Origin of the sequence: Arthrobacter alpinus (genome assembly GCF_900105965.1) — a bacterium.
Classification (GTDB): Bacteria; Actinomycetota; Actinomycetes; order Actinomycetales; family Micrococcaceae; genus Specibacter; species Specibacter alpinus.
On the sequence record NZ_FNTV01000001.1, the window covers coordinates 402,687 to 421,776 of the forward strand.

Sequence of the window (19,090 nt, forward strand, 5' to 3'; positions counted from 1 at the left end):
CACTGTTGCCCCAGCCACAATGACGGCGCCGCTAATAAGGTAAGACTATCCTAAGCTAATTGCCTGGGCACTATTGTGTCCTCCGGGGGCCGGCGTTCCAATAGCCCTGAAAATGAACGCGCGAAGAGGCAATCCCGCACTCCCGAACCAAGAGGTGGCGGAGCTCGGCCGCGAGGGCGGCCTCTGCGGCGATCCAGGCAAAAAAGTCATCACCTCGGCGGGCGGCCGCGGCGCCGGAGTTTTTGGCCCAGGTCATGGCCAGTGAGCGCAGCTGGCTGCCGTAGGGCGATTCGTTCCGAGCCCGCACCGAGGTCAATCCCGGCGCGCTTGGTTTAGGCCAAGCGAGATTGTCCGCCATTTCAGCCACCTCGAGAAAGGCTTGGAGCTGAGTGCCCGGTGCCTGGGCGGCCACGATGTTCCGCATGGCCGGGAATGCGGTTTCGTCCCCAAGCAACAAGAGGTGGCTCGCCTTGCCGGGTTGCCACTGGATGCCCTGGATTCGATTCCCGGCCCGTGCGTCCGGCCCGGAAATGACCAGTTCGTGGCCGGGCTTGGCGTGCATGGCCCAGGAGCTGGCCGGCCCTGGATCCTGGTGCAGGACGAAGTCCACATCGAGCTGGCCAAGCTCCGGGCGGACGGCGCGGGGGGTGTAGGTGCGCATCAGGTTGCGCTTTGCCTCGGGCAAGGCGTTGCGAAGTTGTTGCCAGGTTCGGGTTGCGGGTGAGATTTCCCGAACCTTCCAGAAATCCGCATAGTGCCCCTGCGCATCGGGCAATACGAGTTTGATGCGTTGATCCAGGCCGTACGGGGCAAAGTGCCGTAGTTGGTCATTTTCCAGTGTCACCCGCACGAATCCGGGGGAAATTCGCTCCGCAGCGCGGACGGTCGTGTGAAAAAGCCTATACGGCTCTGTGGTCCGCTCGGTGGTCGGGTCCGTGGGTGGGGAGGGTGTGGGTGTGGTTGTTTCCATCGCTAGCCAGCCTAGTGTGTTGTCCGCTGGCGGGTATCGGCCACTGGCTGTGGCATTCACCAGTCGAGAGGATGTGTTGCGAGATATTTGTTCAGAAGGGGGGAGCGGGCGTAGAATTAGTTTTAGTCAAAGTGACTTTAACTAATTCAGGCTTTAACTTTAGTCAGTGGGAGAAGGTGGTGGCCATGGAGAGCCAAACATTCGTCAGCGCTGCCAACATCAGCGAGCGGCAGGCACTGCCACCCGCGCTGGCCATCTCCACTGTCATCTTTGCCCTGCGCCCCAGTGAAATGAGTGGCCGGCCCACGCTGTGGCTGCCGCTGGTGCGCCGCATTCGCGAACCGTTCAAGGATCTGTGGGCGCTGCCCGGCGGTCCCCTGGCTCAGGCCGACTCCCTTTTGGACGCCGCGGCCAGGAACCTGCAGGACACCACGGGGCTGGCGCCCAACTACTTGGAACAGCTGTACGCGTTCGGTGGCTTGCACCGTTCGCCGAGCCAGCGCGTTGTCTCGATCGGCTACTGGGCGCTCGTGCGGTCCACACAAGCCGATCTGGCGCAGGAAACGGAAAACGTAAAGTGGTTCCGCGCCGATGGTCTGCAGACCCTGGCCTTCGATCACAACGAGATCGTTGACTACGCCCTGTGGCGTCTGCGCAACAAGATGACGTATGGATCGATCGCCTACCACCTGCTTGGCGAAACGTTCACCCTGGCCCAAGTGCGCGAGGTTTATGAGGCGGTGCTCAATCGCAGTATTGACCCGGCCAACTTCCGCCGCCAGCTCAAGCAAACGGCCCATATCGAAGCCACCGATAAATTCCTTCAGGGCGGCAAGCACCGCCCGCCACGCCTTTATCGCTATACCGGCGAGCGCGCCGGCGACCAGCCCGGTTCGCCGCACTCCCGCCTCTAGCCCGTTCCGCAAACCCACCATGAAACTGCCTCACACTTTGGAGCACAGCATGTCATCCGTGAACACCACCATCCAGCTCATCACCCGCGATCAGGCACAGGCCATCGGGGTACCCGGCCGCGTGCAGGAAAGCTGCGATGACGATCTGGCCAAGGGGCCCTGGGAGTTCGATCTGGCCGAGGCCCTTGCCGGTGCCCCCGGTTATGGACCGGGAGCCTCTGATGCTGACGTTGCCCCGGCGGCCACGCCCGTGCAGGGCCAGTTGCCGCAGGAGTACAAGGACGCCTCGGACGCTGAACTTGAGTCGCGCATTCTCGCCGCAAAAGCGGAACTTGGGGAACGCGTCGTCGTGCTTGGGCATTTTTACCAGCGGGATGAAGTGGTCAAGTTTGCCGACTTTGTGGGGGATTCCTTCCAGCTGGCCAACGCAGCAAGGACCCGCACCGAGGCGGAGGCCATTGTCTTCTGCGGGGTGCACTTCATGGCCGAAACCGCTGACATGCTTTCCGGTGACAAGCAGTCAGTGATCCTGCCCAACCTGGCCGCGGGTTGTTCCATGGCTGACATGGCCGATCTGCCCTCGGTGGAGGCGTGCTGGGCTGAGCTGGAGGCCCTGTACGGCACCGAGCCCGACGCCGAGGGCCGGGTCCCGGTCATTCCCGTCACGTACATGAACTCCTCCGCTGCGCTCAAGGCGTTCTGCGGCGAGCACGGCGGCATCGTGTGCACGTCCTCCAATGCTTCCACGGTTCTCGAATGGGCGTTTGAGCGCGGGCAGCGCGTGCTGTTCTTCCCCGACCAGCACCTGGGCCGCAACACGGCCAAGGCCATGGGCGTGCCGCTGGAGCAGATGCCCCTGTGGAACCCGCGCATGCCCCTGGGCGGCAACAGCCAGGACACCATGGAAAACGCCAAGGTGGTGCTGTGGCAGGGATTCTGCTCGGTCCACAAGCGCTTCACTGTCAAGCAGATCGACCAGGCGCGCGTGGACTTCCCGGGCGTCCGCGTGATAGTGCACCCCGAGTGCCCCATGGAAGTGGTTGACGCCGCGGACGAGGCTGGCTCCACCGACTACATTCTCAAAGCCATCCAGGGCGCCCCGGACGGCACCACCTTTGCGATCGGCACCGAGATCAACATGGTCAACAGGCTGGCCGCGCAGTACCCGCAGCACACCATCTTCTGCCTTGACCCGGTGATCTGCCCTTGCTCAACGATGTACCGAATTCACCCCGGCTACCTCGCCTGGATTCTGGAGGGACTCGTGGCTGGTGAGGTGTACAACCAGATCACCGTCCCGGAGGCCACGGCCGTCAACGCCCGCATTGCCCTGGAACGGATGTTGGCTGCCAAGCCCAAGAACGCCCAGTTGCAGGGCTCAGCACGGGCATGAGCAACTCTCACCTGATTGTTGTGGGCAGCGGTATTGCAGGGCTCTACGGTGCCCTGTTGGCCGCGGAATCCGGCATGCGCGTGACTCTCATGACCAAGGGTGCACTGGCCCAGAGCAACACCCATCACGCCCAGGGTGGCATCTGCGCCGTTCTCGGTCCGCAGGATGCGGCTCCCGGAGACACCGTGGAAGCGCACATCGCCGATACCCTTACGGCAGGTGCCGGTCAGTGCGATCCAGCCGCCGTGCGCGTCCTATGCACTGAGGCAGCCTCCGATATCGCCGCCCTGGAACGCTTCGGCGTCGCCTTTGATCGGGACACCGCCAGCGGCAAACGTGCCCTCGGTCTTGAGGGAGCGCACTCGGCGGCGCGGATCCTGCATGCCGGCGGTGACGCCACGGGTGCCGTGATTGCCGACGGCCTGATCGCCGCGGTGCGTGACGCCGCTGAACTTGGCCTGATCACGGTCATGGAAGGCTGCTTCGTCACCGAGCTGCTCGCATCTGCTGTTGCCTCGGACAGCCAATTCACGGGCGACGCCGGAGCCCCGCCGCGGGCCTCAATCGCCGGGGTGGCATACCTTGACTCACGAGGGGAACGCCAGATGCTGGCGGCCGACGCCGTTTTGCTCGCCTCGGGAGGTGCCGGGCAACTCTTTGAGTTCACCACCAACCCGGCTGTTGCCACGGGCGACGGCGTTGCCCTCGCCTGGCGCGCTGGCGCAGCAGTGGGGGACATGGAGTACTTCCAGTTCCACCCCACGGCGCTGGCCGTTGGTGGCAACTTCCTCATCTCCGAGGCCGTGCGCGGTGCCGGTGCCGTCTTGCGCGATGCTGCCGGTGACCGCTTCATGCCGCGCTACCACCGCGACGGTGATCTGGCCCCGCGAGACGTGGTCTCGCGCAGTATTGCCGCGCACCTGGCAGCAACAAGCGCGGTTGCGGATAGCGCTGACTCTGCGGCCTGTGTTTACCTCGACGCAACCGGCGTCGAGACGTCCCACGGTGCCGGGTACCTGGCCAAGCGATTCCCCACGATCGATGCGGTTACCGCCGCCCTCGGATTCGACTGGACCAGCGAATGGCTCCCGATGACTCCGGCCGCCCACTACTGGATGGGCGGCGTGGCTACCGATCTGCACGGCAGAACAACCGTGCCGGGACTGTTTGCTGCAGGGGAAGTTGCCTGCACAGGAGTCCACGGCGCAAACCGCCTTGCATCCAACTCCCTGTTGGAGGGGTTGGTGTTCAGTCGACGTGCCGTCAGGGCATTCGTGGACGCGGTGACCTCGGGGGAGTCCGCCCACTGGCCGGAGCCGGACCTTTCGCCGCGCAGCTTGCCCGGGGTACCAGGCACACAGTCATCCATGTCACGCCAAGCACTGCGCCACCTCATGGGCACCAGCGCCGGAGTGGTGCGTGACGCGGCTGGACTGCAGATGGCCGCGGAAGCGCTAGCCGGCCATCAGCTGAAATCAGAAAGACCTGCCTCATCCACCCAGGACGCAGGCGTGTCTGCGTTCCAGCCGATTCGGCAGCAAGACGCCGAAGACCAGAACCTCGAACTCGTGGCCAGCTTGCTGGTTCACGCAGCCTTGGCCCGTGAAAATTCCGTTGGCGCGCACTTCCGTCGCGATTGTCCCCAAGGACCCGCGGCTGCCGATGCCCGGGAGTCGAGGTTTTGGATCAATCCGAACGCCGAGCCCCAGTCCATGGCCACCGTCTCCTCCGTGGCCGCCGCCCCAACCCAGCGTGAAAGCGAAAAAGTATGAACGCCGTCGCACCTGCCCTCAACGATGCCGCAAAGAAGCTGCCCACGGCCACTCTGCAGCCGCCCACCCTGCCGGAAGAGGCCATTGCGGAGGTTCTGCGTCGCGCCTTTGCGGAGGACGCTCCCTATGGAGACGTGACTTCGCACGTGCTGATTCCCGCAACGGCCACCGCAACGGCCCTGCTTGTAGCGCGCGAGCCCGGGACCTTTTCCGGCGGGGCCGTGTTTGAGGCCGCCATGAAGATGCAGGACCCCGCGTCGCACGTTGCACAGTTCATTGCCGACGGCGCCACCTTCGCCGCTGGCGAGACAATCATGAGCGTCACGGGCCTGGCGCGTGCAGTTCTCACGGCCGAACGCATCGCCCTGAACCTCACCCAACGCATGAGCGCGATTGCCACCCAGACGGCGCTCTACGCAGCGCAGGTTGCAGGAACGGGGGCCCGGGTCACCGATACCCGAAAGACCACGCCCGGGCTGCGCATCCTGGAACGGTACGCGGTGCGGTGCGGCGGCGGGCACAACCACCGCTTCTCGCTCTCGGACGCCGTTCTGGCCAAGGACAACCACCTGGCCGTACTGACCGGCGGGGACCCGGCCAAATTGACGGCAGCGCTCGCAGGCGTGCGGGCGCAGCTGCCCCACACCGTCCACTTTGAGGTTGAGGTGGATTCCCTGGCGCAGATCGAACCTGTACTGGCCGCGGGAGTGGACACCATCATGTTGGACAACTTCACCAACGAAGAGCTGGTTGCAGGTGTTGCCCTGGTGAACGGCCGCGCGCTGGTTGAAGCGAGCGGCAACGTGAATCTGCAGACCATTGCTGGCATCGCCCAGACCGGTGTTGACATTATTTCGGTTGGCGCCCTGACCCACAGCGTCCGTGCCCTCGACCTGGGGCTCGATATTGAGCTGAGCCACCCATTGTGATCTTCCTCGACGCGGCCGCCACCACCCCGGTGCGCAGGGAAGTCATCGAGGCCATGTTCCCCTTCCTGACCAACCAGTTCGGCAACCCCTCCAGTCACCACGAACTTGGCGAACTGGCCGCGACCGCGCTGGAAAATGCCAGGGAAAAATGCGCAGCCGTCCTGGCTGTTCACCCCGAAGAACTGGTATTTACCTCCGGCGGCACCGAAGCTGACAACCTGGCGCTCAAGGGGATAGCCCTGGCACGGCGGGCGGCTGATCCAACGCTGAACCGGGTGTTGATCAGTGCTGTGGAGCATCCCGCAGTGGTTGAATCGGCGGAGTTTTTACGCCGCGTCCACGGCTTCGAGGTGGACGTTGTACCCGTAGATGCGGCGGGGCTGGTTGATCCAGCGATATTTGCTGCGATGGTGGGTGCGGATGCTGTCTCGGGGCATGCTCACGGCGTGGCAGTGGCGTCCATCATGTACGCCAACAACGAGGTGGGCACGGTTCAGGACCTCCCGGCCCTGGCCCGGATCGCCACCGCAGCCGGTGTTCCGCTCCATGCCGACGCCGTCCAGGCCGCAGGGTGGCTCTCGCTCGATGTGCGCGAGCTTGGCGTGGACGCCTTGAGCGTTTCCGGCCATAAGATTGGTGCGCCCAAGGGCGTTGGGCTCCTGTATGTGCGTTCCGGCATTCTCTACGAGCCGCTGATCCACGGTGGTGGACAAGAACGAGGGGCCCGCTCGGGCACCGAAAACGTGGCGTTCGCCGTCGCCCTGGCCACAGCCATGGGCCTGCAGGAGGCAGGCAGGGCAGCCGCCGTCGAACGCGTCACAGCTTTGCGTGAAAGCTTCATTGAGCATGTCCTGAGCACCATCGGCTCGGCCGTGCTGACGGGCCACAGGACGCAGCGGCTGCCCAATGTGGCTTCCTTTTGTTTCCCTGGAACCAGTGGTGAATCCGTGCTGCTGGAGCTGGAACGCCGTGACATCGTCTGCTCCTCGGGGTCCGCGTGTGCGGCAGGTTCGGATGAACCGTCCGCCGTGCTCAGCGCCATGGGAGTTGAGCGCGGCGTGGCACAAACCGCATTGAGATTTAGTTTCCCTGCTGATGTCAGCGAAGCGCAGCTCACCGCGGCCGGCGATGAACTCACTGCCGCTGTGGCCAGAATGTTGCGGCTGGGCGGGAAATAGATCCCAAAAATTTGTACTAATTGGGTAGCGGCATTTGGGCGTACGCTGAAGGAAATCCGGTCGTAGGGGCTGGACACAACGCAAGGGAGAACGCCATGACCGTCACCGTTCCAGTCACAGAATGTGCTGTTTCCAACTGCTCATTCAACGATCACACCCATTGCGGCGCCGCCGGCATTACGATCGGCGGAAACGCCGATCACGCCCAGTGCGCCACCTTCATCGACACCGGTGTGCACGGCGGATTGCCCAAGGTCCTGGCTTCCGTGGGTGCCTGCCAGCGCTCGGAATGCTCGCATAACGAGAACCTCATGTGCGGGGCCCCCTCGGTCCGGGTTGGGCCAGGCGCGGACAACGCGGACTGCCTCACCTACGAGCACACCACCTAGGGAAGTACTGGGGCGCCGTCACTTGTTGCGGCGGCGCCTGCTGGTGTTTGGGCTCCAGCGTTTTTTGCGCCTGCGCCGTGGCGGACCCGCCGGAAAACCCAGTAGCGCAACAAGACAAAACGAGTCACGGCTGAGGCCACGTTGCCCAGCACGATGACCGCCAGCTCAACAGCAATCGAAGCTCCCGGAGAAACCCTATGGAGCACCCAGAGGCTTCCTGCCGTCATGACCAAGGCCAGGAACATAACTCCGAGCCCGCGGCGCTGGTCTCGCCACCACAAGTGACGGGTGCGCAGCCCAAAACTCATGCGGCGGTTCAAATCGGTGTTCAGGACCGAGCAGAGCACGAGTGAAATTGTGTTGGCCCACTGAGTGCCCATCGTGGGGCGAAGCGCCGTAAAAATTGTCATCGAGATGATGGTGCAGATCACTGCGACTCGGGCGAACCCGCGCAACTGAGCCAGGAGCGCTGGTTTCTTTCGCAACCAAGCCAGGGGTGCAGCAAAGACCCCGCGGTCCGCATCTGGGGGAGCGGGGTTCACGGGGGCTGAATCTGGGGGTGCTGCTGTTGCCATAGGAGACCAATCCTGCCAGCTAAACGTGGCAACTCCCAATGCGAGGCATGGGAGCTTGCCATGAGCCGACGGCGCAATTCCGTTGCTGCCGCCGGCCCGTGGGCCGTGCTGAGAGCTTAGACGCCAGCGATCACGGGGTTGCGCAGCTCGCCGATACCGCCCACGCGGCAGATGACCTCATCGCCCGGGGTGAGCTGGCGGCACTCTGCCGGGAAGCCGGTCAGGATGACATCGCCTGGCTGCAGGGTCATGAAGCCGCTGAGGTACACCAGGATCTCCTCGACGCCCCAGCCAAGATCGTTGCTTGAGGCGGGGGCCAGCTCCGTGCCGTTGTGGACAATGCTGATGGCCACGCCGTCGTCCTTCAGGCCAGCCACGATCCACGGGCCAAGCGGGGTGAACGTGTCAGGGCTCTTGGCGCTGATCCACAGCTCGTCAGTCTTCTGCGCGTCACGGGCGGAGACGTCGTTGCCAATCGTGAAGCCCAGGATCGCTTCGCGAGCGTTCTCGAGAGTCAGGTTGCGTGCGGCCTGACCCACGACGACGGTCAGCTCGGCTTCGGGGTCCACGTAACCTACCGTCGGGCTCAGGACAATCGCGTCGCCGGGGCCAACCACAGAGCTGGCGGCCTTGTGGAACGCCTGCGGGGGAAGCGCGCGGCCAGGTGCCCCGGTGTTGTGGGCCATCCCGAAGACGTTGACCGGGGCACACGGTGCCAGGAACGTGAACTGTTCTTCCTCGACGGTTGCGCCGAGCACCCAGCCCTCGCGAGGAGCACTGTTCTGGTTGGCCGGTGATGTTGGGAACGGGGTCTCAACGATCGTCCAGACGCGGCCCTCCGGGCTCTCAAAGTCGGCGGCATCATTGCGTACGAAGAACTGCTCGGGCAGGGGAGCGGCTACTGCGCCTGCTCGTTCAGCATCGAGTGGGCGGACACGGGCAAGGCGGTACGGCGCGTTAGTCATGAGGACATCCTACCTCCTGCCCGGGTGCTATTCATCAAGATTTCCGCTGATGACTTCCAACGCCAATGCCTTGGCGGATACGGCCTTCTCACCCAATTCCTCGGTGAGTGCCGCGATGAGTCCCTCCATGAGGATGGTTTGCGGGATTCGGCTCGTGACAGTGACCTCTTCGCGAAAACTGAGATCCCCCATGCCCACAACCAAGGAAAAATCTGCCATGGCGGCCAGGGGGAACGTGCAAAGGCTGTGATGACCACCAGCGTGGCACCGGCGTCCTTGGCTGCCTGCGCCACGCGAAGCGTCGAGCTGTTGGCCCCGCTGCCGCTGATGATCAGCAGCAGATCCGACGGGGCAAGCAGCCGGGCGGCGATCTGTTGGCCGATCACATCCAGCGGGGATTCCGCCGGACGGCCGATGGCACTCAGCCTGGCGGCCATATCCGAGGCCAGAGGAGCAGACAGCCCATTGCCCACCACCAGCATTCCTCCGGCCGCGGCGATGGCCTGCACCGAGCCGGTCACTGCGGCCGGATCCAAAAGGGCGGCCATGGACGTCACTGCGTTGCCTACCTGAACGAAGGCATCGGCCACCGTGCCGGCGGCACCCACCACCCTGGGGCGCTGGTCGCTGCTGGCATAACCGGCGTCACGGGCCAACAGGACCCGCAGCTGCTGGTATCCGGAGTAGCCAAGGCTCTGGCAGGTGCGCACAACGGTGGCCCGGGAGGCCCCGGCCAACTCGGCAACCTGCTGCGAGGACAGCTCCACGATTTGCTGGGTGTGCTCAAGGAAAACGGCAGCCACTGCCTGTTCTGCGGGCAGCAGCGACGGCCGGGACGAACGGATATGGGCCACGACCTGGCCGGGGGCATGCTCAGTCACTGACTGGCCTTTCATCGAGACGCCGGGATGCGGCGGTGGAATATGCGGGTGGTGTGCGTTCCGTAGCGGCGCGTTCCGCCGGTGTGGCGGCAATCTTCTTCGCAATGTCTGCAACGGTTGCGCCATCCAGATCGAAAACAACGTCCGGGCTGACATCCTTGGGCAGGTGAAAACGGAGTGGCAGCGTTCGCACCCGGGCCACAGTACCGTGCCGGGCAGGTTCCGCGTTGGAGAGCGCACTGATCGTGACGAGAGTGCCCCCGCTTCCCGCGACCGCCCGCTCATGGCCGGGACTGGCCAGCACGTCATTGGAGTTGACGATGCCCGAGGTCACAACCACCGGAATGCTTCCGGAGCCGGTGGCAAGAACATCGCTCAGATGGTGGTGGTAGTGGCCGCTGAGAATGGCCACGGTGTCTGTTCCTGCCAGTGCGGATGCCAGCTCGGCGGCGTTGATCAGTTCGATCCCTTGGTGCAGGGGAGTCACCGGCTCAACAGGCGGGTGGTGGATGACTATGACGCTTCCATGCCCATGATTCTTTGACAGTTCCGATTTCAACCACGCCAGTTGGGTGGCATCCACATGGCCGTGGGTGCGGTGCGGAACGGAGCTGTCCAGGGTGATGATCCGGTATCCGGCCACCTCACTCACGCCAACAATGGGCGCCTCCGATGTTGCAGAAGGTCCGGCCACTGACCTCGCCACGTCTGAGCCGGGGTGGCCCGTGCCGAGCACTGCGCGGAAGCCGCTGCGCTGGTCATGATTGCCCATGGCGTAGACGGCCACGGCACCGTGCCGGCTGGCAAAGTCTCCCGTCAGCGAACGCAAGGTGCGGTATGAAGCCGGGGACCCGTCGTCGGACGCGTCCCCGGACACCACCACGAGATCCAGCGGACCTGCGTTCTCAAACGCGTCAAGGGTGTGGCGGTAGGCGGCCACGGTGTCGACGGTGCCCTGGTGAAGGGCGCCGCCGTCCATGAAGTGGGTGTCGCTGAGGTGGAGGATGCGCAGCCTTGTCATGAAGCCAGCCTAGGTGCCCGCCACGTGCCGTGGATCAGCTTGTTGCGGACGAGTCCGGAGACTTGGTCGATCGCCATCGTGACCACAATGACCACGATGAGCAGCATGCCCACGGCATCCCAGTTGCGGAATTGCACATTGTCTTGGAGCATCTTGCCAATACCGCCGGCGCCGATGAGTCCCAGAATCGCCGAGGCCCGCACGTTGATTTCAAAGCGATACAGCCAGAAGGAGAGAACCTCGGGGGCTGCGGAGGGCCAGACGCCCCAACGGATCAGTGCCAGGGTTCCGCCGCCGGTTGAACGGACAGCCTCCTTGGGGCCGGGATCCACTCCTTCGAAGGCCTCATAACCCCACTTGCCCAATGTGCCGATCGAGCCAACTGCCAGCGCCAAAGCTCCGGTGAAGGGCGTCAGGCCAGTGACCGAGAGGATCAAGATCGCGATGACCACCTCCGGCACGGCGCGGATCACCGCAAAGATCAGGCGCAGGGGAGCATTGACAGTGCGCGGCGCCAAGCCCTTGGATGCCAGAAAGCTTAGGGGAAAGGAGATGATGATGCCCAAAATGGTGCCAATCCATGCCATTTGGACGGACAGAATGGTGGCATTGAAGGCTTCACCAAGTTTGCTCCAATCCGGCGGGAACAGCATCAGGCCAACGTATTTGATCAGTTGGGACGGGAAATCGGCCAGGGCTGACCACTTGATCTTGACGGACCAGAATGCGGCAACGATGATCAGGCTGACAACCAGCCACAGCGTGGTGCGCAGCCTCGATGTTGGTTTGACCGGGCGGGTGGGGTGCTGGCCTTGGGTGAGTGAGGTCGTCACGCTATACCAACTTCTTTCGCAGCCGGGAGGAGACCGATTCCAAGACCAGCACCAGCACCAGGATTTCCAGGATGATCAGGGACAGCTCGTGGTACCGGAAGAAGCTGCGGACGTTGTCAATCAAGATGCCAAGGCCACCGGCACCCACCAGTCCGATGACCGTTGAGGCACGGATGTTCAGCTCGAAGGTGTACAAAACCTGGGACGCAAAGCTGGGAAGGATCTGCGGCAGCATGGCGGCGCGGTTGGCCTTGGGCCAGCTGGCTCCGGCTGCCAATGCGGCTTCCTGTGCGCCGGCGTCCTCACCGTCCAGGGATTCCGAAACCAGCTTCACAATGATGCCAATGTTGAACAGCACCAGGGCCATGATGCCCGAAAGAGCGCCCACGCCCACCACGGCCACAAGAATTGCGGCAAACAGAATGTCGGGAACGCTGCGGATCATGTTCATCACGAAGCGCACACCGGCCAGCAGTCCCGGCTTGGGATTGGTGGCCCGCGAGGCCAAGAACGCCAGCGGAAGCGAAATTGCCGAACCGATCGCCGTGGCGATCACTGCCATCTGCAGCGTCTCCAGGAGTGCCGGAACAGTCTTCGGGAAAAAACTGTAATCGGGCTGGAGCAGCTGGACAATGTTGGTGGTGGCGTTGCGCCAGTTGGCCGCGATCGCCGGCAAGTCAACCTGTACGCCGATCCCGGCCCAGATGGTGATTGCCACGAGAAGCACGACGGCGGCAGCGGACTTGGTGCCATGGCGCGGTTTGGCGGGACGCCCGATTTCCATCATTACTGGGTTGCTCACAGTTCTGCCTTGCTGCCCAAGACGTCTTCGGCCGTCAGCGACCGGCCGTAAATGTTCTCAAAGACCGACTCATCAGCGTCGGCACCGGCACCATCAAAGACAACCTCCCCCGAACGAAGCCCGATCAGCCTGTCGCTGTAGCGGCGGGCCAGATCCAGGAAGTGCAGGTTGACCACAACTGTGATCCCCAATTCGGCGTTGATGCGTTGCAGATCGCGCATCACCACGTGGGAGGTGGGCGGGTCGAGTGAGGCTACAGGTTCGTCGGCCAGGATGACCTTGGGCCGTTGTGCCAAGGTGCGGGCTATGGCCACGCGTTGCTGCTGCCCACCAGAGAGGCTGGAGGCTTTTTCATAGGCCTTGGGCACAATCTCGACTCGTTCCAGGGCCGCCATGGCGAGTTCGACGTCGTCGTTCTTCCATGCGCCCAGCAACGTGCGCCAAGCGGGCGAGTGATACAGCCTTCCCATCAGGACATTGTTGATGACTGTGGTGCGCTTGGCCAGGTTGAAACTCTGGAAAACCATGCCCACATTGGAGCGCAACTCACGCAGATCCTTGCCACGAAGCTGTGCGGCTCCGCGCCCGTTGAGCTGATGCGCTCCCACGGTGATGTTGCCGCTGGTGATGGGGACGAGGCCGTTGATGGAGCGCACCAGTGTCGATTTGCCGGCTCCGGAGAGGCCCACAATGCCGACCATTTCACCGGCAGGAATGCTCAAATTGATGTTCTTCAGGCCGGTGTAGCCGTTGGGATAAGTCACGCAGACATCGTTAAAGCGGATATCCGCCCCGGTGTGCTCCATGGGATCTGCTTTCTTTTGCTGTACCGCCAGCGTCCCGCCCCTCGGAGAGTTGGCCGAGGGGCGGGACAGTGACGTTTCCGTGTTTTTGGTGGTCCTGCGGAATCAGCCGAGGCCGATGGAGCGGGCCGCTTCCTGGGTGGTCCGCAGGCTTTCCGGGTCTGCCAGCTTCATGCCGGTGATTTGGTAGATGGCCGTCAGCGCCTTGACTCCCTCGGGGGTGTCCGCGAAATCGAGCATGGCGTCGCTGATCTTCTTCTGCCAGTCCGAGCTGAGCTTGCTGGAGATGGACACGCCGTCGTTGGGTACTTCATCCGTCAGTGCGAAGACAACCACCTTGCTGCCGACATCCGGATTGTCCTTGGCAACCACTTCACGAGCATCCCAGTAGCTGAAGCCAACCTCGGCATCGCCCTTGTAAACGGCTAGAACAGAGGCGTCATTGGCCGTCACCTTGATGGGCGACACGTCCTCGACAGCAACTCCGGCGGCCTTCATGGCCGCCACGGGGAAGATGTACCCGGCCGGGGAGGCAGGAGAGAGCATGGCCACCGTGGCGTCCTTGATCTTTGCAACCGAGTCCAGCCCAGCGGAGCCGTTGCCCGATGCCGTCCCGTTGCAGTACAGCATGCCGTTGGGTCCCTCGGCGGGCGTATCGGTGCAGTACTTGTCCGGGTTGTTGGTGAACATTTGTGCGGCGTAGCTCGACTTGTCCTTGCGGACCGTCTGCAGGGCAGGTGCGGCGCCATACTTGTCGCAGGCCTGGCTCATCTGCAGGGAAGGGAGCATGCCAATCTGGGCCTGGTTGGCGCCGATGGCCTCAACCGCAGCCTGGTAATCGGCGGTGATGACGCCCGTGACGGGAATGCCCAAGCGGCTGGTCAAGGCATCTTCAAGCGGCTTGACGGTGTCAACTAGCTTCTTGGCATCACCTGAAGGAACCAGCGCAAGCGTCAATTTGGTGGGCGCGGCGGCCGAGGAATCGTTGGTGCCGGTACACGCCACTGCCGAGTTTGCCCCGCCTGAGGCAGAATCTGCCGCGTCCTGGCTGACGCCACAGGAAGAAAGCGCGAGAGTGCCGGTCAGTGCCAATGCGCCCAAGGCTGCGAGTTTGAAACGGAACTTGATCACTGTGGTGCCTTTTCTGAAAGGAGAGTGGACATGCTGGGTTGGGTGGAAATAAAAGCGGCCGGATCGTGGGCCCAGTCGGATATTGCGTCATACAGCAGTTCAAACCGGGGGGCGCGCAAGGTGGCAGCGCCGGTGCGGTGTTCGAATCGGTCAATGAAGGCGGTGGCGCAGCCCTCGCGGGCTGGCAGATCAATGTCATTGCTCCAGACATCGCCAACGCTGAGCAACTCGTAGGGGGCCTTGTTTGCCAGCAGGATGGGAAGCAGATCTGTGAAACCCGCGGGCTTGCGGGCATCGGGAATGATCAGGTCCACGGAATTGGACAAGCCGAGTTTGGACAAGGATTCCTGCACACCATTTAGTGGAGCATTGGTCAAGAGAAGCCGGAAGGCGACGCCGTCCAAGCTGTCGAGAAAGCCGGCCAATCCATCTGGTGCGTCGATTTCCACGGTGCCCTCAGCGAGCCGTTGCCGGCTCGCAAGGTAAGCGTGGTGGCGCCCGGCTGAATTGAGGTGGCCTTCTGCGAGGGCGGCAACCGCCGCATAGCCGTCCTTGTAGGAAGGCGCGTTTGGGTCTTCGGCAAGAAAGGAGGCCAATCCTTGGTGAAGAGTCTTTTGGGCTGCTTTCGGAATTTGATCGGCAACCGCCTCGGCGTAGGCAAGAACTGGGCCGTCGCCGAGGCAAACGGTGCCGTCAAAATCAAGAATTAGTATCGGGAGGGGTTGTTCTGCGGCCAGCTGAGCTGACGTGGTTGTACTCACAAAAGTTAGCGTACGTGCCCATGAACGCTCTGTCCATGAAAAGTGAATCCTTGAAACGATTGTTCACCTGCTGTTTACATGACCGTCCCGTTGGCCCTTGGCTGTTGGCCAAAATCGCCCGAGAACATGGCGATGGCCAGGGCTGTCGATGGGATTGAAACCGTGGCGCATGCCGTGGCTCCGGGGCCGGGTCCAGCACGGTGACATAGAATCCGAGGCATGAGTAAAGGAACAGCCCGTCCCCTCAGTCGTGTAATTGCCGCAGCTTTGACGGTTGGAGCGGCGGGGACCGCTGCCGTCATAGGGGCTAGGGCGTTTCGAGCCGGCATGGGCGGAGCCTCTGGCAGTAACCCGGCTGGGATTCGTTCGGGCGGGCCGGGAGTTGTCGCGCCGTCGGGCTTTACAAGTTCGGGTTCAGAAATGGAAGCTGGCGAGAGTGGAAGCCGTTTTGCCCAGAAGGCTGCGGACCGGCTCAGTGAACTCATCACATTCCGGACGGTGTTTTCTGGTTCCCGGGATCAAATAGAACTCGAAGAATTCACCGGTTTCATTGAGACGTTGGAGCGGCTTTATCCGGCCGTGCATTCCTCATTGCACCGAGAATTTGTCAATGGTCATGCCCTGTTGTTCAAGTGGCCCGGCTCAGGGTTTGAGGCCGCAGCAAAGCCAGCAGTTTTTATGGCTCATTACGATGTTGTTCCCGTGGATAGTCGAGACGATTGGACGCACCCCGGGTTCTCCGGCCATCAAGACGGGGAGTACGTGTGGGGGAGAGGGGCTTTGGATGACAAGGGCGCGCTGGTTGTCATCATGGAGGCTGTTGAGTCTCTTCTGAAAGAGGGGTTTGCGCCCGCCCACGATGTCTACTTGTCGTTTGGCAATAACGAAGAAACTGCCGGAGACAGCGCAGTTGTGGCTGCGGCGTTGCTGGCCAAACGCGGAGTTGCGCCGTGGCTTGTGCTAGATGAAGGTGGTGCTGTTGCAGCAGATGCATTCCCCGGCCTGAAGGCGCCTGCGGCTGTCATTGGAGTTGCAGAAAAGGGCATTCTGGATTTGGAGCTTCTGACGCGCGGCGCAGGCGGTCACGCCTCCACACCGCCGCGTATGGGGGCCACTGCACGATTGGCACAGGCCGTAGTTGCATTGGAGGAGACACCGTTTCCGGCGTCAATGCCGGAACCGATTGTTGAAATGATGCGCCGGATTGGGATGAACAGCGGTTTTGCCCTCCGGATCGTGACTGAGAATATGTGGGCCTTCAAATCATTGCTGACTCAGGCCTTTGGGCTTGTGGGCGATGAAACCCGGGCACTGACTCGCACCACAGTGGCGGTGACCATGTTGGAGGGAAGTAAGGCAGCAAATGTGTTGGCATCCACGGCACGAGCCAATGCCAACATCAGAATCGCAGTCGGAGAGAGCATTGAATCTGTGGTTGAACACGTGCGCACAATTATTGACGATCCTTCGGTCGAGCTGAGGGTAATCTCCGGACACAACCCCTCGTCAATTTCTTCGTTTGAAAATGAGCAGTTCTTGTTGCTGACGCGCGCCGTTGAAGCATCCTATCCAGACGCGGTGGTGGCTCCGTACATCCAAACCGGGGCCACGGATTCAAGGAATTTCACGTCAATTTCCCCTGCCGTCTACCGCTTCTCACCGCTCCTCATGGATGCTTCCGATCGAGGCAGCCTGCACGCTGTCAACGAACGAGTTCGCATCAGTTCACTTGGTTCTGGCGTGGTGTTTTACCGCGAGCTTTTGCGGGGATTGGTTTAGCAGCCGATGCCTTGTGGGTTTTGGATGCAGTTGTCGGCGTAGAGGTTGGTTTTTGCCCGCCAGACGGTGAGGGGTAGTGGCGGTGAGGCGATGTTGCCTTGGCCGGGGATGGGTAGTTGTGGTCCGTTGTTGACGGTGTAGCTTCCGTTGAAGTGGGTGGTGAGGTTGATGGTGAGGTGGCCGGTTTTGGTATAGATGTGGCTGGTTTGGGTTTGTTCGCCGATGCGGTCTTGGTGGAGGGGTGCTCCGTGGGTGGGGGTGGGGCCCCAGATGGTGCCGTCGCCGTAGTTCCAGGTGTAGGCGGTGGGTGTGGCGGTGATGGTGACTTGTTGGCCGAGCATGGTGAGGTTGAAGGTTTGGGTGGTGGCTTCGGCCCAGACGTTGGTTTCCTTGCCGCGGAGGGTGTGGGGGCCGGGTTGGCTGCCGATCGTGGCTGCGACGATGGGGCTGCGTTGAAACTCGTGAGCTATTGAAGCGGCTATTTCAGCCAGGATGTCACGAGGCTTCTCACCATGGATGCACTCGGGACCAGAGAAGTAGTACCACGCGATTGGTACGACTTCCTTACTAGCCCGATACCAGTAAATTGCCGTTCCTGGTTCCCCGTCGGGGTCATTAGCGCCCGTTGAGCACGACGGCATCACCGTGGCACAAGCCGGAAAAATCGTACTGTCACCACCTGTGCACGCGAGCCGAGCTTCGTAGATGAAGCGGTCTACCGGACCGGTTGCCGGGGCCTGGCCAAAATGATTTTCCGAGCCAGGAATTGGCACCCAGATGCCGACGCCAGCACCGTCCTGATTCCATCCTGGTTCGCTAACGTCAGGTTCGGTTGCGTACGCGGGCCGCGTTGCAATGCTCAATGCACAGACCAAGATCGTGGTGGCTAGCCATGCGCGGAGCGGATAGCTTTTCATGACGGGCTGGGGCCGTCTAGATGCTCGACCGTGATGGCTAGCCATGCGCCGTCTTGATATGAACCAATAAGGATGTCTTCCTCGGCAACGTGGACTCCGAGGTCCTTCGACAGAGTCTTATCTGCCTTGTAGTACTTGACTTGTTCTTGTCTGGCCATCGTGATTACCTGATAACTCCCGTCAGCCGTCGGAACAAAGGACGTGCTAGGGACTCCGATGACCATTTTCCCGCCCATGATCCATTTATCGCCTTCATGCCCGGCCGCGACACCTTTTCCCATAACAGAGCATGTCTTGCAGTCCGGGGCGCTGATGGTCATCATGGGTTCGGGATCGCCTGTTTCGAAGGCGTAGCCCAGGGTGCTGTACCAGTATTCGGTGAAGGCGATCAGGCCTTCCTTGCTGAATTCTTGGGCTTTCGCCGGTAACACGGGTTTGGGTACATTTTCGGCTGGACCGGTATCGCTCGCGGGCTTGTAGACCGCGGCCGTGGGCGGCGGCACGGCCGTGGTCGTGGTGGGGGGTGTGGTTTCTCCTGCTGTGCCCGCCGGTGAGGTGACTCCTGGGCTCGGATCATCACCGGAACTGGTGCACCCAGACAGGACAAGCATCACGCTAAGGAACACCACCACCCCTGGAACCACCCACCCACGGCGCCCGCTTCGATACCCATACCCGTCGCCGTGCCGGTGCTGATGCCGGTCGCCGTGGTGGTGTTGGTGTGGCTGGCCGTGTCCCTGCATGGTTATGGCGTGTGTGGTTGTGGTGTTGCTATCCATCATCACCGGCCCCCAGAGGTGCTGTAGGAGTAGCAGGCCTCCTCGTTGAGGCCCGCCGCGTGTGGCTTCCTTCCAAAATACACACAGCCACCAGATCCTGCCAGAACTTATCCACACCCCCGAACCACCACGGACCGAACCTTATCCAAATGGACAAGACACCCCACCACCACCCAGCAGGTCAGCAAGGGCTTATCGCTACGGGCGGGGTTGATTCCTCCACAGCCCCTCACCGGTGGATACTTGTGCAGCAATGGGCCAGGGGCTGGGATGAATGTCAGAGCCCTGTTTTAGAATA

The 19,090-nt window shown here is 62.3% G+C and carries 19 protein-coding genes; 7 read left to right on the forward strand and 12 right to left on the reverse strand.

What is annotated here, in order from left to right; all coding sequences use genetic code 11:
* Window positions 1–70: 70 nt before the first annotated feature.
* Window positions 71–970 (reverse strand): siderophore-interacting protein, encoded by a 900-nt coding sequence (locus tag BLV41_RS01825; protein ID WP_074710045.1) that lies wholly within the window; start codon window positions 968–970, stop codon window positions 71–73.
* A 185-nt stretch (window positions 971–1,155) separates the two neighbouring features.
* Between BLV41_RS01825 and BLV41_RS01830 the strand changes: the two genes are divergently transcribed.
* From BLV41_RS01830 to BLV41_RS01855, 6 genes are all read left to right on the forward strand, one after another.
* Entirely contained in the window at window positions 1,156–1,884 is a 729-nt protein-coding gene (locus tag BLV41_RS01830; RefSeq protein WP_074710048.1) for an NUDIX hydrolase, read from the forward strand.
* Between the two features lie 49 nt (window positions 1,885–1,933).
* Window positions 1,934–3,277: a quinolinate synthase NadA gene (gene nadA, locus BLV41_RS01835; protein ID WP_074710051.1), complete on the forward strand. Its 1,344-nt coding sequence runs from the start codon at window positions 1,934–1,936 to the stop codon at window positions 3,275–3,277.
* On the forward strand, window positions 3,274–5,049 hold the full coding sequence (gene nadB, locus BLV41_RS01840) for an L-aspartate oxidase (protein WP_074710054.1): 1,776 nt from the start codon (window positions 3,274–3,276) through the stop codon (window positions 5,047–5,049). Before nadA ends, nadB begins: the two co-directional genes overlap by 4 nt.
* Entirely contained in the window at window positions 5,046–5,978 is a 933-nt protein-coding gene (gene nadC, locus BLV41_RS01845) for a carboxylating nicotinate-nucleotide diphosphorylase (protein ID WP_083360544.1), read from the forward strand. The genes nadB and nadC overlap by 4 nt, the downstream gene beginning before the upstream one ends.
* The gene (locus BLV41_RS01850) at window positions 5,975–7,156 is read left to right on the forward strand and encodes a cysteine desulfurase family protein (RefSeq protein ID WP_074710057.1); all 1,182 of its coding nucleotides are present in this window, start codon (window positions 5,975–5,977) and stop codon (window positions 7,154–7,156) included. The genes nadC and BLV41_RS01850 overlap by 4 nt, the downstream gene beginning before the upstream one ends.
* A gap of 95 nt (window positions 7,157–7,251) precedes the next feature.
* Window positions 7,252–7,545, forward strand: a complete 294-nt coding sequence (locus BLV41_RS01855) for a DUF1540 domain-containing protein (RefSeq protein WP_044571537.1) — start codon at window positions 7,252–7,254, stop codon at window positions 7,543–7,545.
* Here BLV41_RS01855 and BLV41_RS01860 read toward each other — a convergent pair.
* The 9 genes from BLV41_RS01860 to BLV41_RS01900 form a co-directional block, all read right to left on the reverse strand.
* A complete protein-coding gene (locus tag BLV41_RS01860) occupies window positions 7,542–8,120 on the reverse strand; it encodes a GtrA family protein (protein ID WP_074710059.1) in 579 nt (192 codons plus the stop codon). The genes BLV41_RS01855 and BLV41_RS01860 overlap by 4 nt on opposite strands.
* Before the next feature lie 116 nt (window positions 8,121–8,236).
* Complete coding sequence (locus tag BLV41_RS01865; protein WP_074710061.1) at window positions 8,237–9,085, reverse strand: fumarylacetoacetate hydrolase family protein; 849 nt, start codon at window positions 9,083–9,085, stop codon at window positions 8,237–8,239.
* The gene (locus BLV41_RS01870) at window positions 9,082–9,966 is read right to left on the reverse strand and encodes a MurR/RpiR family transcriptional regulator (protein WP_170835404.1); all 885 of its coding nucleotides are present in this window, start codon (window positions 9,964–9,966) and stop codon (window positions 9,082–9,084) included. Before BLV41_RS01870 ends, BLV41_RS01865 begins: the two co-directional genes overlap by 4 nt.
* A complete protein-coding gene (locus BLV41_RS01875; protein WP_074710063.1) occupies window positions 9,959–10,987 on the reverse strand; it encodes a metallophosphoesterase in 1,029 nt (342 codons plus the stop codon). Before BLV41_RS01875 ends, BLV41_RS01870 begins: the two co-directional genes overlap by 8 nt.
* Window positions 10,984–11,820, reverse strand: a complete 837-nt coding sequence (phnE, locus tag BLV41_RS01880) for a phosphonate ABC transporter, permease protein PhnE (protein WP_074710065.1) — start codon at window positions 11,818–11,820, stop codon at window positions 10,984–10,986. Before phnE (BLV41_RS01880) ends, BLV41_RS01875 begins: the two co-directional genes overlap by 4 nt.
* Window position 11,821: 1 nt before the next feature.
* Complete coding sequence (phnE, locus tag BLV41_RS01885) at window positions 11,822–12,622, reverse strand: phosphonate ABC transporter, permease protein PhnE (protein WP_244516694.1); 801 nt, start codon at window positions 12,620–12,622, stop codon at window positions 11,822–11,824.
* A complete protein-coding gene (gene phnC / locus BLV41_RS01890; protein WP_074710067.1) occupies window positions 12,619–13,428 on the reverse strand; it encodes a phosphonate ABC transporter ATP-binding protein in 810 nt (269 codons plus the stop codon). The genes phnE (BLV41_RS01885) and phnC overlap by 4 nt, the downstream gene beginning before the upstream one ends.
* Before the next feature lie 102 nt (window positions 13,429–13,530).
* Complete coding sequence (phnD, locus tag BLV41_RS01895; RefSeq protein ID WP_074710069.1) at window positions 13,531–14,556, reverse strand: phosphate/phosphite/phosphonate ABC transporter substrate-binding protein; 1,026 nt, start codon at window positions 14,554–14,556, stop codon at window positions 13,531–13,533.
* Entirely contained in the window at window positions 14,553–15,317 is a 765-nt protein-coding gene (locus BLV41_RS01900; protein WP_074710071.1) for an HAD family hydrolase, read from the reverse strand. Before BLV41_RS01900 ends, phnD begins: the two co-directional genes overlap by 4 nt.
* 219 nt (window positions 15,318–15,536) lie before the next feature.
* On the opposite strand from BLV41_RS01900, the gene BLV41_RS01905 reads away from it, so the two are divergent.
* Window positions 15,537–17,096, forward strand: coding sequence for a M20/M25/M40 family metallo-hydrolase (locus tag BLV41_RS01905; protein ID WP_083360546.1), 1,560 nt, complete (start codon window positions 15,537–15,539; stop codon window positions 17,094–17,096).
* Here BLV41_RS01905 and BLV41_RS22375 read toward each other — a convergent pair.
* Window positions 17,093–18,013 (reverse strand): hypothetical protein, encoded by a 921-nt coding sequence (locus BLV41_RS22375; RefSeq protein ID WP_244516695.1) that lies wholly within the window; start codon window positions 18,011–18,013, stop codon window positions 17,093–17,095. The genes BLV41_RS01905 and BLV41_RS22375 overlap by 4 nt on opposite strands.
* Window positions 18,010–18,795, reverse strand: a complete 786-nt coding sequence (locus BLV41_RS01915) for a DUF6318 family protein (RefSeq protein WP_139244179.1) — start codon at window positions 18,793–18,795, stop codon at window positions 18,010–18,012. The genes BLV41_RS22375 and BLV41_RS01915 overlap by 4 nt, the downstream gene beginning before the upstream one ends.
* Between the last annotated feature and the right edge of the window lie 295 nt (window positions 18,796–19,090).

Excerpts from the sequence above, each read along its gene's own strand:
- BLV41_RS01905 (WP_083360546.1), top strand. The coding sequence starts at position 15,537 with ATGAGTAAAGGAACAGCCCGTCCCCTCAGTCGTGTAATTGCCGCAGCT.
- nadC (WP_083360544.1), top strand. The coding sequence starts at position 5,046 with ATGAACGCCGTCGCACCTGCCCTCAACGATGCCGCAAAGAAGCTGCCC.
- nadA (WP_074710051.1), top strand. The coding sequence starts at position 1,934 with ATGTCATCCGTGAACACCACCATCCAGCTCATCACCCGCGATCAGGCA.
- BLV41_RS01855 (WP_044571537.1), top strand. The coding sequence starts at position 7,252 with ATGACCGTCACCGTTCCAGTCACAGAATGTGCTGTTTCCAACTGCTCA.
- nadB (WP_074710054.1), top strand. The coding sequence starts at position 3,274 with ATGAGCAACTCTCACCTGATTGTTGTGGGCAGCGGTATTGCAGGGCTC.
- BLV41_RS01915 (WP_139244179.1), bottom strand. The coding sequence starts at position 18,795 with ATGATGGATAGCAACACCACAACCACACACGCCATAACCATGCAGGGA.
- BLV41_RS22375 (WP_244516695.1), bottom strand. The coding sequence starts at position 18,013 with ATGAAAAGCTATCCGCTCCGCGCATGGCTAGCCACCACGATCTTGGTC.
- BLV41_RS01830 (WP_074710048.1), top strand. The coding sequence starts at position 1,156 with ATGGAGAGCCAAACATTCGTCAGCGCTGCCAACATCAGCGAGCGGCAG.
- BLV41_RS01875 (WP_074710063.1), bottom strand. The coding sequence starts at position 10,987 with ATGACAAGGCTGCGCATCCTCCACCTCAGCGACACCCACTTCATGGAC.
- BLV41_RS01860 (WP_074710059.1), bottom strand. The coding sequence starts at position 8,120 with ATGGCAACAGCAGCACCCCCAGATTCAGCCCCCGTGAACCCCGCTCCC.
- BLV41_RS01865 (WP_074710061.1), bottom strand. The coding sequence starts at position 9,085 with ATGACTAACGCGCCGTACCGCCTTGCCCGTGTCCGCCCACTCGATGCT.
- phnC (WP_074710067.1), bottom strand. The coding sequence starts at position 13,428 with ATGGAGCACACCGGGGCGGATATCCGCTTTAACGATGTCTGCGTGACT.
- BLV41_RS01825 (WP_074710045.1), bottom strand. The coding sequence starts at position 970 with ATGGAAACAACCACACCCACACCCTCCCCACCCACGGACCCGACCACC.